15 protein-coding genes are annotated in these 15,396 nt (G+C 48.3%); 13 read left to right on the top strand and 2 right to left on the bottom strand.

Translation table 11 applies throughout. The features are described 5' to 3' along the window. Nucleotides 1-178 precede the first annotated feature (178 nt). The 6 genes from KTO58_RS28335 to KTO58_RS28310 all read left to right on the top strand — a co-directional run bounded on the left by KTO58_RS28335 (nt 179) and on the right by KTO58_RS28310 (nt 3,716). A complete protein-coding gene (locus KTO58_RS28335; protein WP_095836177.1) occupies nt 179-685 on the top strand; it encodes a GbsR/MarR family transcriptional regulator in 507 nt (168 codons plus the stop codon). Nucleotides 686-767: 82 nt separating this feature from the next. Beyond that, nucleotides 768-1,712: a TIGR01777 family oxidoreductase gene (locus KTO58_RS28330; protein WP_095836178.1), complete on the top strand. Its 945-nt coding sequence runs from the start codon at nt 768-770 to the stop codon at nt 1,710-1,712. Between the two features lie 34 nt (nt 1,713-1,746). Then, nucleotides 1,747-2,127 (top strand): CoA-binding protein, encoded by a 381-nt coding sequence (locus tag KTO58_RS28325; protein WP_095836179.1) that lies wholly within the window; start codon nt 1,747-1,749, stop codon nt 2,125-2,127. Between the two features lie 253 nt (nt 2,128-2,380). After that, nucleotides 2,381-2,854 carry a ribonuclease H-like YkuK family protein gene (locus KTO58_RS28320; protein WP_095836181.1) on the top strand — a complete coding sequence of 158 codons (474 nt, stop codon included), beginning with the start codon at nt 2,381-2,383 and terminating at the stop codon, nt 2,852-2,854. 167 nt (nt 2,855-3,021) lie between these two features. Further along, nucleotides 3,022-3,300: a hypothetical protein gene (locus KTO58_RS28315; protein ID WP_095836182.1), complete on the top strand. Its 279-nt coding sequence runs from the start codon at nt 3,022-3,024 to the stop codon at nt 3,298-3,300. Nucleotides 3,301-3,335: 35 nt separating this feature from the next. After that, nucleotides 3,336-3,716, top strand: coding sequence for a hypothetical protein (locus tag KTO58_RS28310; protein WP_095836183.1), 381 nt, complete (start codon nt 3,336-3,338; stop codon nt 3,714-3,716). Nucleotides 3,717-3,783: 67 nt separating this feature from the next. Here KTO58_RS28310 and yihA read toward each other — a convergent pair whose 3' ends face one another. Next, on the bottom strand, nt 3,784-4,392 hold the full coding sequence (gene yihA / locus KTO58_RS28305; RefSeq protein ID WP_095836184.1) for a ribosome biogenesis GTP-binding protein YihA/YsxC: 609 nt from the start codon (nt 4,390-4,392) through the stop codon (nt 3,784-3,786). Nucleotides 4,393-4,521: 129 nt separating this feature from the next. On the opposite strand from yihA, the gene ubiE reads away from it, so the two are divergent. The 5 genes from ubiE to KTO58_RS28280 all read left to right on the top strand — a co-directional run bounded on the left by ubiE (nt 4,522) and on the right by KTO58_RS28280 (nt 10,516). Then, on the top strand, nt 4,522-5,268 hold the full coding sequence (ubiE, locus tag KTO58_RS28300) for a bifunctional demethylmenaquinone methyltransferase/2-methoxy-6-polyprenyl-1,4-benzoquinol methylase UbiE (RefSeq protein WP_095836185.1): 747 nt from the start codon (nt 4,522-4,524) through the stop codon (nt 5,266-5,268). Beyond that, the gene (porT, locus tag KTO58_RS28295) at nt 5,217-5,942 is read left to right on the top strand and encodes a type IX secretion/gliding motility protein PorT/SprT (protein WP_443092836.1); all 726 of its coding nucleotides are present in this window, start codon (nt 5,217-5,219) and stop codon (nt 5,940-5,942) included. The genes ubiE and porT overlap by 52 nt, the downstream gene beginning before the upstream one ends. Before the next feature lie 75 nt (nt 5,943-6,017). Continuing rightward, complete coding sequence (locus tag KTO58_RS28290) at nt 6,018-7,367, top strand: dihydroorotase (RefSeq protein WP_095836187.1); 1,350 nt, start codon at nt 6,018-6,020, stop codon at nt 7,365-7,367. Between the two features lie 215 nt (nt 7,368-7,582). Further along, a complete protein-coding gene (locus tag KTO58_RS28285) occupies nt 7,583-8,911 on the top strand; it encodes a MutS-related protein (protein WP_095836188.1) in 1,329 nt (442 codons plus the stop codon). 57 nt (nt 8,912-8,968) lie between these two features. Next, the gene (locus KTO58_RS28280; protein ID WP_095836189.1) at nt 8,969-10,516 is read left to right on the top strand and encodes a YifB family Mg chelatase-like AAA ATPase; all 1,548 of its coding nucleotides are present in this window, start codon (nt 8,969-8,971) and stop codon (nt 10,514-10,516) included. A 14-nt stretch (nt 10,517-10,530) separates the two neighbouring features. Here KTO58_RS28280 and fusA2 read toward each other — a convergent pair whose 3' ends face one another. Further along, on the bottom strand, nt 10,531-12,666 hold the full coding sequence (gene fusA2, locus KTO58_RS28275) for an elongation factor G2 (protein WP_095836190.1): 2,136 nt from the start codon (nt 12,664-12,666) through the stop codon (nt 10,531-10,533). A gap of 420 nt (nt 12,667-13,086) precedes the next feature. Between fusA2 and KTO58_RS28270 the strand changes: the two genes are divergently transcribed. Together KTO58_RS28270 and KTO58_RS28265 are read left to right on the top strand one after the other, a co-directional pair. Further along, the gene (locus KTO58_RS28270) at nt 13,087-14,880 is read left to right on the top strand and encodes an ABC transporter ATP-binding protein (RefSeq protein ID WP_095841357.1); all 1,794 of its coding nucleotides are present in this window, start codon (nt 13,087-13,089) and stop codon (nt 14,878-14,880) included. A gap of 85 nt (nt 14,881-14,965) precedes the next feature. Next, nucleotides 14,966-15,394, top strand: a complete 429-nt coding sequence (locus tag KTO58_RS28265; protein WP_095836191.1) for a DUF983 domain-containing protein — start codon at nt 14,966-14,968, stop codon at nt 15,392-15,394. Nucleotides 15,395-15,396 lie beyond the last annotated feature (2 nt).

The following is a 15,396-nucleotide window of genomic DNA, read 5'->3' as shown; positions in this document are numbered from 1 at the left end:
AGGTGGACCGGAGATATAGAAATGATACAGGAGGACTATGGGAAAGGTGGACCGGAGATATAGGAATGATACAGGAGGACTATGGGAAAGGTGGGGGATATTATAGAAAAGCTATGTTTCAATACATTTTGAAAGTTCGGAAACTTGGTATATCTTTGTATCCGTTAAATGATCTGATATGAAGCTGACCGAAGCAAAAGCACAATTTGTACAAACCTGGGGGTCCCTGGGGGCGCAATGGGGTATTAACCGCACCATGGCACAGATACATGCGTTGTTGCTGATCATGCCGGATCCATTGAGTGCAGAGGATATCATGCAGGAGTTGAACATTTCCCGGGGTAATACGAATATGAATGTGCGGGAGTTGATCAACTGGGGCTTGGTGGAGCGGGTATTGATCCCTGGGGAGCGCCGGGAGTATTTTTCTGCAGAGAAGGATATCTGGAAGGTGGCGACCTGCATTGCCCGTGAGCGGAAGAAGCGGGAGTTAGATCCTATTATGAAGGTACTGAACCAACTGCAGGATGTGGAGGGAGACCAGAAGGATAAACATGTAAAGGCGTTCCGGGATTCTATTCAACAGATCAACAAATTTGCCCAGCATACCGATAATACCATCAGCACTTTTATTAAGTCCGAGGAGAATTGGTTTTATGGTGCATTGCTGAAACTCATCAAATAAGTTTTTTTTGCCTACATGTTTCAATATTTACTGAAACATATGAAACATATCCATTTACAACTATCTCTTTAAACAAGGTAACATGCGAAATAAAAAGATCGTGATTGCCGGTGGCACCGGCTTTATAGGGAAAGGTCTGTGTGCGTATTTTGGTACGGATAATGATGTGGTGGTATTGACCCGTCATCCGGCAGCGGCGGAGGGAAGGGTGCAATATATATATTGGGATGGGCGGACGCTTGGAGGCTGGGAGGGGTATCTGGATGGGGCGGATCTGTTGATCAACCTGACGGGTAAGAGTGTGAATTGCCGGTATACAGCGGCCAACAGGCAGGAGATATTTGATAGCCGGACCCAAGCTACTGCTATTCTTGGTGAGGCAGTGCGGCTTTGCGGGCAGGCACCGCGGGTGTGGATCAACGCTGGCAGTGCTACTATTTACCGGCATGCGGAAGACCGGGCGATGGATGAATATAATGGGGAGATCGAGGATGATTTCAGCGTGCAGGTGTGCAAGCGGTGGGAAGGTACTTTTAATGCGCTGGTGTTGCCAGGTACGCGTAAGATCATATTACGTATAGCGGTGACGTTAGGGGCGCAGGGAGGGGTGATCTTTCCTTATCTGAACCTGGTAAAGTTTGGCTTGGGCGGCTACCAGGGTACCGGGCGGCAAATGTATAGCTGGGTGCATATTACGGATATATGCCGGATGATGGAATGGTTGTATGAGCGGGACGATCAGGAAGGAACTTACAATTGCAGTGCGCCGCAGCCAGTGACCAACCGGGTGTTTATGCAGACTTTACGAAAGGCAACAGGATATTGGTTTGGGTTGCCTGCTCCTACTTGGATATTACGAATAGGGGCAAAGCTGATCGGTACGGAGACAGAATTATTATTAAAGAGCCGGTGGGTATTACCAACCCGTATTACGCAGGCTGGGTTTAGGTTTCGTTATCCGCAATTGCGGGGTGCTATGGACGCGATCGTGGCGGAGTTGCCCAGGCGGCGGTATTGGTTGGTGTAACTGGTATGAGTATGGAATAGCGTAAATTAGTATTATGGAAAAGACTAACGGCAATAAGAAATTGACAGTGGTATTAGGCGCTTCTCCTAATCCGGAAAGGTATAGTTACCTGGCAACGAACCGGCTGAAGGCCTATGGGCATCCGGTGGTAGCTATAGGGGCGCAAGCTGGCGAGATCAACGGCACACCGATTACGAAGGAGCATCCGGCGATTGTGGATGTAGATACTGTAACGTTGTATCTGAATGCCTATCGTCAGCGGGAGTACTATGATTACATTGTGCAATTACATCCGAAACGTATCATATTCAATCCTGGTGCGGAGAATGATGAGCTGGCGGCATTAGCGCGGGAGCATGGTATTGCACCCGTTGAAGCTTGTACATTGGTGTTGTTGAGTACCGGGCAGTATTAGGCCTACCTATCTTCTACATGCTATTCCACCTCTTTACTGATGCTGGTAAAGGGAGTGGAGGCATTTGTTTCCCTGATATATATGCGGCGAGGAGGTAACAATTACTTCATCCGGCTGGCAGGTGCTGGTCGTCTACCTCGTGTAAAAATTTCGTATATTCGATTGATATTGTTTGTTTTCCCTCTCAGCTTACTACTACCGACAGACTGGAATATTAACATCAGCGCGTATTTACACTCTAAACCGATTATATATGAAATGGAGAAGATTTAATGGCGATGCCATTCATCTGCCTATCAAAGAAGCGGTGCGCGAGGCCATCATACGGGAAACCAACCGTGGCTTTCATCTCAAGGTGTGTATTGGTACGGATTCGCAGGTAAAGGGAGCAGACACGGAGTTTGCGACTGTTATTGTATTCTTGCGTGAGGGGCACGGGGGTTTTATGTTCATTCAGAATGACAAGACCCGTACGGCTTACTCTATCAAGGAGCGTATGCTTGTGGAAGTAGCCAAGAGCATTGAGATCGCGTATGAGTTGTGTGACCTGTTCACGGAGTATGATGTGGACATGGAAGTACATGCGGACATTAACACGAATCCTCAGTTCAAGAGTAACCTGGCTTTGCGTGAAGCGATGGGTTATATCCTTGGAATGGGCTTTGCGTTCAAAGCCAAGCCGGAAGCGTTTGCCAGCAGCAGCTGTGCGAACAAGATCGTGAACTGAGTGAGTTAACCCGCCTCAGGACTACTATACCTCCCTATTTGCAGGATGTGATCGCTCACCTCCCTTGGCTTTTTCTCCCCTAAACTTTCTTGATTGTATTATAGTTTGTTTTGCGCTCTGTTGAAGAGTTGTACTGTATTGTATTATTTTCTAACCCGAATGACTGTATGCGTAGCATTAGAGATTTCTTCCAGGGGAATAAAATGCGCTGGTATGCCAATGATCTATTAAAGCAACAGAACACATTCGAGTTACTGACCCTGGATGTCGGTGCTACGGAAAAGCAGATCCGTATACGAGTATATGATGATGCTGGTGAGTTAAAAGGGGAATATACTGTCAGGCTGGACCGCAATAAACTACTTTTATCGGTTTATGGTTCTAGATTTTCGACTGTCTATAGCTATATTCGCTATACCGGAAGTCTAAACCATCCGGATGAGTAATGAATTGGGGTAAATTAATTGTTCCTGTATGTGCTATGTTATCGATCATAGCCTGCAAAAGTACACCAGCCGTACAAAACGGTTATTCAGCCCGTTTACAGGGGAGTTGGCAACTGATCCGTGCCAGTGGCGGTTATGCCGGCAAGGACCAGCCTATTAAGGAGTTGCGGAACCTTTGTATCCATGAGAACAAGTACCAGGTGTGGCAGCGGGATTCGATGGCTGCCAGCGGGACATTTACGGTGAAAGATGCGAAGTGGATCACGAATGGGCAGCAGGGCCCTGCATTGTTCTTGGAGCGGTTTCCTTTCGGGCAGCAGTTGTCGTTGCGGAACGATACGTTACAACTGACGGACTTGGTATATGACGGCTACACTTACATTTATGTAAAGCAAGGCGGTAGTTGTTTCCGATAAAAGAGCAGGTCCCCGGCCGGCTTCAACCGCTTCGGGGACCTGTATATGATTGTTTGTGATATGCGTGTTATGCGATAGCCCTGAACTGGATGTTCATTTCTTCTATCAGGCTTAATATTTCTTCTCTGCCTGATTTTTTCACGGTTGATGTTACGAAGTGGGCTGGCAGGAATTGCCAGGTTTCCCTCATTTTATTGAGGAAGTTTTTGACGTTACGGCTGGTTTCGGCCTGTGTATTTTTATCTGCTTTGGTAAATACGATATTGAACGGGATGTTCCATTTACCCAGCTGGTTGATGAAGTCGAGGTCGATCTTTTGGGGGGTATGGCGGCTGTCGATGAGTACGAATACGTTTACGAGGTTTTCGCGTTTACGCAGGTAGTTTTCGATCATTTGTTCCCAGGAGCGGCGTTGAGACTGGCTGACTTTGGCGAAGCCATAACCGGGCAGATCAACGATATACCAGGCATTGTTGATGAGGAAATGGTTGATCAGCTGCGTTTTGCCGGGGGTACCGGAGGTTTTGGCCAGTTTTTCGCGGTTGGCCAGCATATTGATCAGGGATGATTTCCCTACATTAGATCGGCCGATGAAGGCATATTCCGGCATGTCCGGTTTGGGACATTTTTGCCAGTCGACGTTGCTGATAAGATATTCTGCTGATTTGATCACCATAACTTACATCCTCTTACGGGGAGGCGGCTCCCCTGGTTTAACGGATTTAAAAGAGAGGGATTGTTTTTCCTTGTTGTTGCTTGTCTGACTGTGCAGTTATCAACCAATATTGTGCTAACTTTGCGACCTATGTCAGATAAAGCGAACGTTCAGAAGGTAGTTCCCTATGTGGGATCAAAATTAAGCAAGAAGGAGCAAATAGCGGGCATGTTCGATAATATCGCCCACCGATATGACTTTCTCAACCATTTTATGTCCATGGGTATCGATATTACCTGGCGTAAGAAGGGCTTAAAACAACTGAAGTCGTTGCGGCCGAAAAAGATACTGGATGTGGCTACGGGCACGGGAGATCTGGCTATTATGGCGGAGCGGATGTTACATCCGGATCAGATCATAGGTATTGATATTTCGGCGGGGATGTTAGCGTTGGGGCGGCAGAAGATCGAGAAGCAGGGGCTTTCGGACAAAATAACCCTGCAGCTGGGAGACAGCGAGACAATAAGTTTTCCCGACCAGACGTTTGATGCGATAACGGTTGCTTTTGGTGTACGTAATTTTGAGAACCTGGAAAAGGGGTTATCGGAGATGCACCGAGTGCTTCAACCCGGGGGTAAGCTGATTATATTGGAATTTTCGAATCCGACAGTTTTTCCCATTAAACAATTATATAATTTGTATTTTAGCTACGTCACTCCCCGTTTAGGGAAATGGATCGCTAAGAGTCAGGAGGCGTATAGTTACTTACCGGATTCAGTGAAGGCGTTTCCCCAGGGTCAGGCGATGATAGACATCTTAACTAATACTGGTTTTAAGGCCGTTACATGCAAAACGCTCACATTCGGCATATGCTCTCTTTATTGCGCTTCGCGCTAATCCTGTGCCTATTTCTATGGAACACCCTTCCTGCCTGGTCACAGCAGGTACTCCATATGGAGGAACATGATATCAAGCCCTACTATTTTGGTATCACGCTGGCCGTTAACCAATCCAATTTCAAGCTATATCATGATCAGATCTTTCTGAAACAGGATTCTATCATGGTAGCGGAGCCGTTGAAGACCATTGGTTTTAACCTGGGGTTGCTGGCCAACCTGCGTTTAAACCATCGTTTTGACCTTCGTTTCAACCCTCAGCTGGTATTTGCATCCAAGAACCTTTATTACCGGGAGAACTATCCCCAGCGGGAGACGGAGAAAAAGATCGAGTCTATCCTGTTGATGTTCCCTTTGCAGATCAAGTTTAAGTCGGACCGTATCGGCAATATGCGGGTGTATACGATCGCGGGGATGAAGTTTGACTATGACCTGGCTTCGAATGCGCGTAACCGGCGGGCAGAGGACCTGGTAAAAGTAAGCCGTAACGACTATGGTTATGAGATCGGCGCTGGTTTTGAGTTTTACTTCCCTAGTTTCATCTTTTCACCGGAGTTCAAGATCAGCAATGGTATTGGGAATGTGCATGTAAAGGACCCCAATCTCCGTTATTCCAATGTGGTGGATCAGCTTAAATCGCGTATGATCGTGTTCTCTATTCACCTGGAAGGATAATTCCCTTTTATTTTATTGACTTGAAATTGACGGGCTTCTCTTAGTAATTGATGCTGGAATGGCTACTTTTGTGCTATGCAAAATTATCTCATCAGGAATATCTCCGTAGTGAATGAAGGCCGCACTACGGTACAGGACGTATGGATAAAAAATGACCGTATTGAGCGTATTGCACCGCAATTGGATGTACCAGGCCAGTACATTGAGATTAACGGGGAAGGCAAACATTTGTTGCCCGGTGTGATCGATGACCAGGTGCATTTCCGGGAGCCGGGGTTGACCCATAAGGCGACTATTTATACGGAGGCCCGTGCGGCGGTGGCTGGTGGTACGACCAGTTTTATGGAGATGCCCAACACTAAACCGGCGGCGCTGACTCAGGAATTGCTGGAGGATAAGTATAAGATTGGCGCGCAGCATTCGCTGGCCAACTATTCTTTCTTCATGGGTGTATCTAACGACAATGTGGAGGAGGTATTACGCAGTAATGAGAAGAAGGACCGGATCGCGGGGGTGAAGATATTTATGGGTTCTTCTACCGGTAATATGCTGGTGGATAATTTCATCACTCTGGAGCAGATCTTTTCCCGGACTGAGTTGCTGATTGCTACGCACTGTGAGGATGAAAAGATCATCCGGGAGAATATGGATAAGTACACGAAGGAGATCGGTGCGGAACATCTGACGGCGGCGGAGCACCCGCTGATCCGTAATGCGGAGGCTTGTTTTGAGTCTTCACTGGTGGCGATACAGTTTGCCAAGAAGCACAACTCCCGTTTGCATATTCTGCATATCTCCACGGAGAAAGAGTTGCAGCTGTTCAGCAATATGCTGCCGCTGGCGGAGAAACGTATTACGGCGGAGGTATGTGTGCATCACCTGTACTTTACTGCTGATGATTATGCGCGCTACGGCAATCTCATCAAATGTAATCCTGCTATTAAGGCACCGCATAATAAACATGCTTTATGGCAGGCATTGCTGGATGACCGGCTGGACATTATCGCGACGGACCATGCGCCTCATACCTGGGAGGAGAAGGCACAGCCTTATTTGCAGGCGCCATCCGGAGTGCCATTGGTACAGCACAGCCTGCTGATGATGCTGGAGCATGTGAACCTCGGCAATATCACGCTGGAGAAAGTGGTAGAAAAGATGAGTCATGCGCCGGCTACCTGTTTCCGTATCCGGGAGCGGGGTTATCTGCGGGAAGGGTATTATGCGGACTGTGTGATTGTAGATCTGCAGCAGGCTTCTACAGTAACGAAGGAGAGCCTGTATTACAAATGTGGCTGGAGTCCGTTTGAGGAGCATACATTCCCGGCGGCGGTGACCCATACTTTTGTGAATGGGCACCTGGCCTGGCACAACGGGCAGTTCAACGAGGAACGGCAAGGTCAGCGTTTGTTATTCGACCGGGATTAACAAAGTACAGTCAATATAATGTGAGGGAAGGTATTGCCGATGGCAATACCTTCCTGGTTTATGGAAAAGGGGGGAGGTGTGCGTCTATACAGGAACGGAGTTTGTACGGCATCATATGTACACTCGCTTTTTTTTATTTACTTAGCATCAGTGGTGTTGCGGTATTGCTTTCTGCGAAGAGGTCATATTGTCTTCCCTTAAAAATCATCAACAGCATGGAGTTGGATATCACGACTTACTACGATCTATCTATCTTCAACCGGGAAGAGGAGTTTTCTTTGTTCCACCGGCTGGACTTTACTACTACTGCCGGCGGGCGTGAATATCTCCGTCGTCTTTTTTCGGCTCCGCTGAAGGACATTACTGCCATTCAAAACCGGCAGCGTGCGTTGCAGTACCTGATGGCGCATGAAGACAGCTGGCCATCCATCATTTCCAACGGTACTATTGTAGTATTGGAAAATTACATGGATGCTCAGATCGAACCGATCTCCAATACGGAAGGGGTACCACTGCTGATGAATGCGGCACTGATCAAAACCATCTATGCACCGGACTATGGGTTTATTAAATTCTCTTTTCCCCAGCTGCTGAACCTATTGAAGGGATTCCGTGGATTTGTGGAAGCCTTGAATCATGATGATTGTCCGAAGATATTGAAGAGTATATTGGACCGGGCGCAGCACCTGTTGTTACAAAGGGATTTCAGCGATATACTGGAAGCGGAAGGTCGTGGGAAGTTGTCGTTCATACAGGTATTACGCTTTGATAGTTTCGTACGTCGCCGGCATAAGAAGGTGGTACTGGAGTTGCTGGAGCTGTATAAGCAGCTGGATGCTTATAATGCCATGACGAAAGCGATCCGCCGGTACAATCTGCAGTTCCCATCATTCAATACGCAGCAAGCTCCTTTCGTGCAGGCTACGCAGTTATACCATATCATATTACAACAGCCGGTTGCTTATGATGTAACGCTCAACCCGCAAGCCAACTTTCTGTTCCTCACCGGGGCGAATATGGCGGGTAAAACTACTTTTATCAAAGCGGTAGGGGTAGCGGTGTTCCTGGCGCATATAGGCATGGGCGTACCGGCGCAGCAGATGGAGTTGAGTTTCTTCCATGGCATCTTTAGTAACATACAGGTGCAGGATAATATATTCCGCGGGGAGAGTTACTTCTACAGCGAGGTACAACGTATCAAAAATACGATCATCAAGATCAGCAATGGTAATAACTGGTTGGTATTGATCGATGAGATGTTCAAGGGTACCAATGTAGAGGATGCGAAAAACTGTTCGCTGGCGGTAATACGCGGTCTGTTGCAGAGCAGCAACTGCCTGTTCATGCTATCGACCCACCTGTATGAGATTGCGGATGAATTACAGCAAGAGCCCAAGATCCGTTTTAAATATTTTGAGTCTACCGTAATGGATGACAACCTTTACTTTACCTATCAATTGAAAGACGGTATTGCGAAAGAGAAGATCGGATACCTGATACTGAAGCGGGAGAAGGTGCTGGACCTGTTACGGGAGATCCGCTAAGGGGTAGTTAAATGTAAGGAAATTGCCTTACATTTAGTTACTCAACCCCATATCCCCATGATTGTCAAAACGTACGGTAGCGCTGTGCAAGGCGTAGAAGCCATTTCCATTGTAATAGAAGTGAATGTTTCCGATAAAGGGTCCAAGTTTTATATGGTTGGATTACCTGATAATGCGGTCAAGGAGAGTGAGCGGCGTATAGAGTCGTCCATCCTTCACCTGGGTTATCGTATGCCCCGTTTGCGCACGGTGGTGAATATGGCGCCTGCTGATATCCGTAAGGCAGGGTCTGCGTATGACCTGCCTATTGCGTTGGGTATACTGGCGGCATCGGGGCAGGTGCCTGCGGAGCTGTTAGGTCATTATACCATTATGGGTGAGTTGTCGCTGGATGGTACGGTACAGCCGGTGCGGGGGGCTTTGCCTATTGCATTGCAAGCGAAGCGGGAGGGTTTCAAAGGGCTGATACTACCGTTGTCCAACGCCAAGGAAGCCGCGATGGTGGATCAGCTGGAGGTGTACGGGGTATCGCATATGCGGGAGGTGATCGACTTTTTGAAAGATACGACGAAGCTCTCTCCTATCCGTGTAGATGCGGCGGATGCTTTTGCGGCGGCGCAGCAGGACTTCGAGATTGACTTTTCGGATGTGCGGGGGCAACGTAATATCAAACGCGCCCTGGAGATAGCTGCTGCCGGTGGACACAATGCGGTGCTGGTAGGTCCTCCGGGAGCGGGTAAGACCATGCTGGCACAGCGGTTGCCTACGATATTGCCGCCATTGAGCCTGCAGGAAGCACTGGAGACGACAAAGATTCATTCGGTAGCAGGTAAGTTACCGGCGCATAGTTCGCTTATTGCGAGACGGCCTTTCCGCTCTCCTCATCATACGATCAGCGATGCGGCCCTGGTAGGTGGTGGTGCTCATCCTCAGCCCGGGGAGATATCGCTGGCGCATAATGGGGTATTATTCATGGATGAGTTGCCGGAGTTCAAACGTAAGGTGCTGGAGGTGATGCGGCAGCCCATAGAGGAACGGCGGGTGACGATCTCCCGTACGCGGATGGCCATAGACTTCCCTGCCAGCTTCATGCTGCTGGCCTCTATGAACCCTTGCCCCTGTGGTTATTTCAACCATCCGGAGAAGTCGTGCAGTTGTCCACCTGGTGCGGTACAGAAGTATCTCAACAGGGTATCTGGTCCGTTACTGGACCGGATAGACCTGCATGTAGAGGTCACTCCTGTTCCTTTTTCGGCATTGTCATCGCAGCAGGCAGCAGAATCCAGCAAGGATATACGTGTGCGGGTGATGGCGGCGCGGAAGGTACAGGCACAACGATTCCAGGGCCAGGACGGCCTTTATTGCAATGCGCAGATGAGCAGCAAGCAGCTCAAACGGATATGCCTCACGGACAATGCGGGGGATGCGCTACTAAAGAAGGCGATGCAGCAACTCAAGTTGTCGGCAAGGGCTTATGACCGCATACTGAAGGTCAGCAGGACGATCGCTGATCTGGAAGGCAGTGAGCAAATACAGCCTACTCACCTGGCGGAGGCAATACAATACCGGACGCTGGATCGGGAAAGCTGGGGCAGTTCTTTCTAAAAGGCGCCGGCTGATCAGCTGGCCACTTCTACCTCTTTGTTCTTATACTCCTCGCTGAGTTTCTTTTGTATGTCTGCGGGTACTGGTGCAAACTCAGCGAACATAGTTTTGATTTTGGCTTTGCCCTGAGTGACATTACGCAAGGCGGCGAACAGTTTATCCAGTTCGGCCTGTGGGGTGCGGGCTTTTATCACCTGGTAGCCATTTTCGGCATCCATACCGGTGATGATACTACGCCGGCTTTGCAGTTCCCCCATGATATCGCCCATCATCACATCGGGAGCGGTTGTTTCGATATCAAATACGGGTTCCAGCAGTTGTGGTGCCGCCTGGTGGAAAGCATCTTTGAAGGCCATCATGCCTGCTATTTTAAAGGAGATATCGTTGCTATCTACCGGGTGCATTTTGCCATCATATACACTGACGCGGATATCGCGCACATAGGAGCCGGTGAGAGGACCTTCCTGCATTTTCTCCATGACGCCTTTGAGGATGGAAGGCAGGAAGCGGGTTTCAATAGCGCCGCCGACGATACAATTGTTGAATACCAGTTTCCCTCCCCAGGTCAGCTCTATCTCTTCCGTATCTCTTACCGGGTAGTCTTTCAGTGGGGGCATGCCTTCGTAATAAGGTTCTATTTTCATAAACACCTCTCCGAACTGTCCGGCACCTCCTGATTGTTTCTTATGCCGATAGGAAGCCAGGGCTGGCTTCTGGATGGTTTCGCGATACGGTATTTTGGCTGCGTGGTAGGCGACATGCATCTTATAGGTGTTTTCCAATCTCCATTTGGTGACCAGGAGATGCAGGTCGCCTTGTCCGTGCAGGATGACCTGTTTGAGTTCCCGGTTGTATTCCACTTCGAGGGTGGGGTCTTCCGTATGCAGTTCGGCCAGTACCTCTCCCAGTTTTTCTTCATCGGATTTGCTGGTCGCTTCGATGGCTATTCTGACTTTGGGTGTGGGGAAGTGGATGGGATCTATCTGAGCGGTGAACTGTTTTTCGGCCAGGGTATGATTGGTAAAGGTGTTCTTCAGTTTGAGGGTGCAGCCGATATCGCCCGTGCGGAGGCGGTCGACGGGATTCCTGTTTTTGCCATCGGCGATGAAGAGCTGGTTGAGTCTTTCGGTGGTATCGCCATTTTGATTAACCAGTTCTGTGCCTGTTCTCACTTCTCCGGAGAGTACCTTAAAAAAAGAAAGGCGTCCTATGTGTGGCTCCTGGAGTGTTTTGAACACGAAAAGGCAGGTGGGGGCTGCGGGGTCGCAGGGTACCGCTTTGCCATCGGTGGTTTGTTCGGGAGGCATTTCGGTAGCGGAAGGGGCGACATTGTCGATGAATCCCATGAGGCGGCCGCTGCCCATATTTTGTTTGGCGGAGAGGCAGAAGACAGGGAATACCTGGTGTTTGAGCATACCAATTTTAAGGCCCTGGCGGAGTTCATCTTCGTCGAGGTTTCCTTTTTCGAAGTATTGCTCCATGAGGGTATCGTCGTTTTCGGCTGCTTTTTCGACCAATTCGTTATGCAATTGATCGGCTTTTTCACGTTCACTATCGGGTATGGGGAGTTTTTCGGGTTTTCCACCCCCATCGGGGAAGCGGTACATGGTCATTTTGAGCAGGTCGATGATCGCGTTGAATCCGAGGCCCTGGTTAACGGGGTATTGCATGACGGTAACGGCAGGGCCGAGGATGTTACGGGCGTCTTCGACGGTCTTGTTGAAGTTGGCTTGTTCGGTATCCAGCTGGTTGATGGCCAGCAGGGTCGGTTTGCGGTATTTGTCTACATAGTCCCATATCAGTTCGGTACCTATTTCGACACCATATTGGGCATTGAGTAGCAGCAAGGCGGTGTCGCAGACCCTGATGGCGGAAATGACTTCACCGATGAAGTCTTCCAGGCCGGGGGTATCAATGATATTGATCTTGTAGTCTCTCCATTCGGTATGCAGGCAGGTAGCGTATACGGAGTTGCCTCTTTCATGTTCTATTTCATGATAATCGGAGACGGTATTGTTCTCTTCTACAGAACCACGTTTGTTGATGATACCGGCTTCAAATAACATGGTTTCGCTGAGGGTGGTTTTACCGCTTTTGGCGGCGCCCAGCAGTACAATATTTTTGATGTGTTTTTCATCATACGTATTCATAAGATGGAATTTATGCGTGAATGGATGTGGGATAAACAGCGGGTACCTGCAGAGAAGTAAAGAACATTACTATTAAGTTAACGTATTTTTTACTAGGAGACAACCTGTAAATGGTTATTTTGAGGCACTTTCAGCGGTTTTCTGGCTGCAGTCCCTTGCTGGCCGGGGGCCTGAATATGGATGTCCTTGCTAGGACTGGGCCTGCTGCCATGGGATGCCGCAGGCAGCTATATACCTGCAGAAGGTGTTGATAAAAGTTCCCTGCTCCGAAATATGTTGCAACACACATGAATAAATTTAGCTGTATCTTTGCAGCCGTTGCTAACCGGCAAACTTAGCATAACGCCCAACTTTTGCAGGGAGACGGAAACCTCTGCGTATTTATTGAAAAAAGAAGATCAACTTAAACAGTCACTCCACATGAAAATATTATTAAGGTATCTCAAAAGCTATAAATGGCTGATCCTGCTGGCATTGCTATTTGCCACCATCAACCAGGTTTTTTCTTTACTGGATCCGTTCATCTTCGGTAAGATCATCGACCAGTTTGCATCACATCCGAAGACAGTGACAAGCGGGGGTGTACAGGTACCCCGTTCACAATCGGATTATGTGAATGGTGTATTACTATTATTGCTGGGTGCTGTTGGCGTGGCGATGATATCGCGTATTGCCAAAGGGTTCCAGGATTATTTTGTGAATGTGATCATTCAGAAATTCGGCGCTCGGGTATATACGGACGGGTTGCGTCATTCTTTGAGACTGCCTTATCAGCAGTTTGAGGATCAGCGAAGCGGGGAAACGCTGGCTGTATTGCAGAAGGTAAGAACGGATTGTGAGAAGTTTATAACTTCTTTTATCAATGTGCTGTTTATCTCGCTGGTGGGTGTTGTATTTGTGATGATCTATGCTTTCCAGGTAGAATGGAGCTTGGTACTGGTCTACTTTTGTGGCAGCATCTTACTGGGAGTGTTAATGAACCTGCTCAGTAAAAAGATCAAGGTGATCCAGAAGAGGATCGTTAAAGAGACTACTGCGCTGGCGGGTTCTACAACGGAATCGCTGCGTAATATTGAGCTGGTGAAAAGCCTTGGCCTGACACAACAAGAGATACGCCGCCTGAACTCCACCACGATCAAGATATTAACAATGGAGTTAAAGAAGGTGCGGGATATCCGGAGCATCAGTTTTGTGCAAGGTACTTTTGTCAATTTTTTAAGACAAGGTATTTTATTCCTGCTGTTATTCTTCCTATATCGTGATCGTGTAACTGTGGGTGAGTTGTTTACGCTGCAGCTTTATTCCTTCTTCATTTTCGGGCCATTACAGGAGTTGGGCAACATTATACTGGCATACCGGGAAGCGCAGGTTTCTTTACTGAACTTCCAGAATATCATGAACACGCCGGTAGAGTCGATGCCTGCGCATCCGGTAACTGTAGGAGCAATCGAGCAGCTTACTTTTGAGCATGTAGGTTTCCAACACCTGACTGCCAATATCAAGGCATTAGAGGATATCTCTTTTGAGGCGCAAACGGGAGAAACGATTGCCTTTGTAGGGCCATCCGGTTCAGGTAAGACGACACTAGTGAAACTATTGGTAGGGCTGTATAAGCCCAAGGACGGCAGTATAAGATACAATGGTGTGGATGGTAATACGGTAGACATGGAGACGATGCGTCATCAGATCGGTTTTGTGACCCAGGATACGCAGTTATTCTCTGGTACCATCAAAGAGAACCTGCTATTTGTGAATTCCCGTGCTACTGATGAAGAGATCCTGGATGTATTGCACAAGGCGGCGGCACAGACGTTGCTAGCAAGAGCGGACAATGGGATTGATACGATGATCGGCGAAGCCGGTATCAAGATATCAGGCGGTGAGAAGCAGCGGCTTTCTATTGCCCGGGCGTTGTTACGCAAACCACGTTTGCTGGTATTTGACGAAGCTACATCTGCGCTGGATTCCATTACCGAGGAAGCTATCACCCAGACGGTACGTAAGATCACTGCCAGCCGTGAGCACATTACAGTGATGATCGCTCACCGTTTGTCGACTATTATGCATGCGGACCGTATCTATGTGCTGGAACGCGGCAAGATCGTAGAAACGGGTTCCCACCATGCGCTATTGGAAGAGAAGGGATTGTACTATGCGATGTGGCGTCAGCAGATTGGAGAGCGTAAAATAGAGGAGGTTGCTCCACAGGCTTAAACGGATGCTTATCGCATTTTCTGTCGGCAGCCCGGGTTAATAAATGTACCTTTGCGGGACATTGAGTTGACTAAACGATGAGCAAATGAAAAAAAAACGCCCTAATTACTTTCTAAGCCTGCTCTCCATGAAGTGTCCGCGTTGCCGGAGGGGAGATATGTTCAAAGACAAGAATCCATTTCACTGGCGGTTATCCCGTATCTTCAACATGTATGAACGTTGTCCGGTATGTGATCAAAAGTATGAGTTGGAAACGGGGTTCTGGTTTGGTACTGGTTATGTAAGTTATGCGTTAGGCGTTGCTTTATCGGTGTTCAACCTGATCTGGTTCTGGTTATTTGTGGGACTTTCCTGGCGGGATAACAGTGTATTGGTATGGTTAGGTGTAAACGGGGTGATACTGGTATTGGTGCAGCCGTGGCTAATGCGGATATCCAGAGCGATCTACCTGTATTTCTTTGTGTATTATGATGAAGATACGGCTGACTTGCCTGATGCTCATGAACATCACTAACT

The sequence above is a fragment of the Chitinophaga pendula genome, from assembly GCF_020386615.1.
Classification (GTDB): Bacteria; Bacteroidota; Bacteroidia; order Chitinophagales; family Chitinophagaceae; genus Chitinophaga; species Chitinophaga pendula.
The sequence above is the reverse complement of the archived record's forward strand: the minus strand, read 5'-3'. Positions and strand labels throughout refer to the sequence as shown.

Coding starts and splice junctions, on each gene's coding strand:
- KTO58_RS28335 (WP_095836177.1), top strand. CDS start 179: ATGAAGCTGACCGAAGCAAAAGCACAATTTGTACAAACCTGGGGGTCC.
- KTO58_RS28330 (WP_095836178.1), top strand. CDS start 768: ATGCGAAATAAAAAGATCGTGATTGCCGGTGGCACCGGCTTTATAGGG.
- KTO58_RS28325 (WP_095836179.1), top strand. CDS start 1,747: ATGGAAAAGACTAACGGCAATAAGAAATTGACAGTGGTATTAGGCGCT.
- KTO58_RS28320 (WP_095836181.1), top strand. CDS start 2,381: ATGAAATGGAGAAGATTTAATGGCGATGCCATTCATCTGCCTATCAAA.
- KTO58_RS28315 (WP_095836182.1), top strand. CDS start 3,022: ATGCGTAGCATTAGAGATTTCTTCCAGGGGAATAAAATGCGCTGGTAT.
- KTO58_RS28310 (WP_095836183.1), top strand. CDS start 3,336: ATGTTATCGATCATAGCCTGCAAAAGTACACCAGCCGTACAAAACGGT.
- yihA (WP_095836184.1), bottom strand. CDS start 4,392: ATGGTGATCAAATCAGCAGAATATCTTATCAGCAACGTCGACTGGCAA.
- ubiE (WP_095836185.1), top strand. CDS start 4,522: ATGTCAGATAAAGCGAACGTTCAGAAGGTAGTTCCCTATGTGGGATCA.
- porT (WP_443092836.1), top strand. CDS start 5,217: ATGCAAAACGCTCACATTCGGCATATGCTCTCTTTATTGCGCTTCGCG.
- KTO58_RS28290 (WP_095836187.1), top strand. CDS start 6,018: ATGCAAAATTATCTCATCAGGAATATCTCCGTAGTGAATGAAGGCCGC.
- KTO58_RS28285 (WP_095836188.1), top strand. CDS start 7,583: ATGGAGTTGGATATCACGACTTACTACGATCTATCTATCTTCAACCGG.
- KTO58_RS28280 (WP_095836189.1), top strand. CDS start 8,969: ATGATTGTCAAAACGTACGGTAGCGCTGTGCAAGGCGTAGAAGCCATT.
- fusA2 (WP_095836190.1), bottom strand. CDS start 12,666: ATGAATACGTATGATGAAAAACACATCAAAAATATTGTACTGCTGGGC.
- KTO58_RS28270 (WP_095841357.1), top strand. CDS start 13,087: ATGAAAATATTATTAAGGTATCTCAAAAGCTATAAATGGCTGATCCTG.
- KTO58_RS28265 (WP_095836191.1), top strand. CDS start 14,966: ATGAAAAAAAAACGCCCTAATTACTTTCTAAGCCTGCTCTCCATGAAG.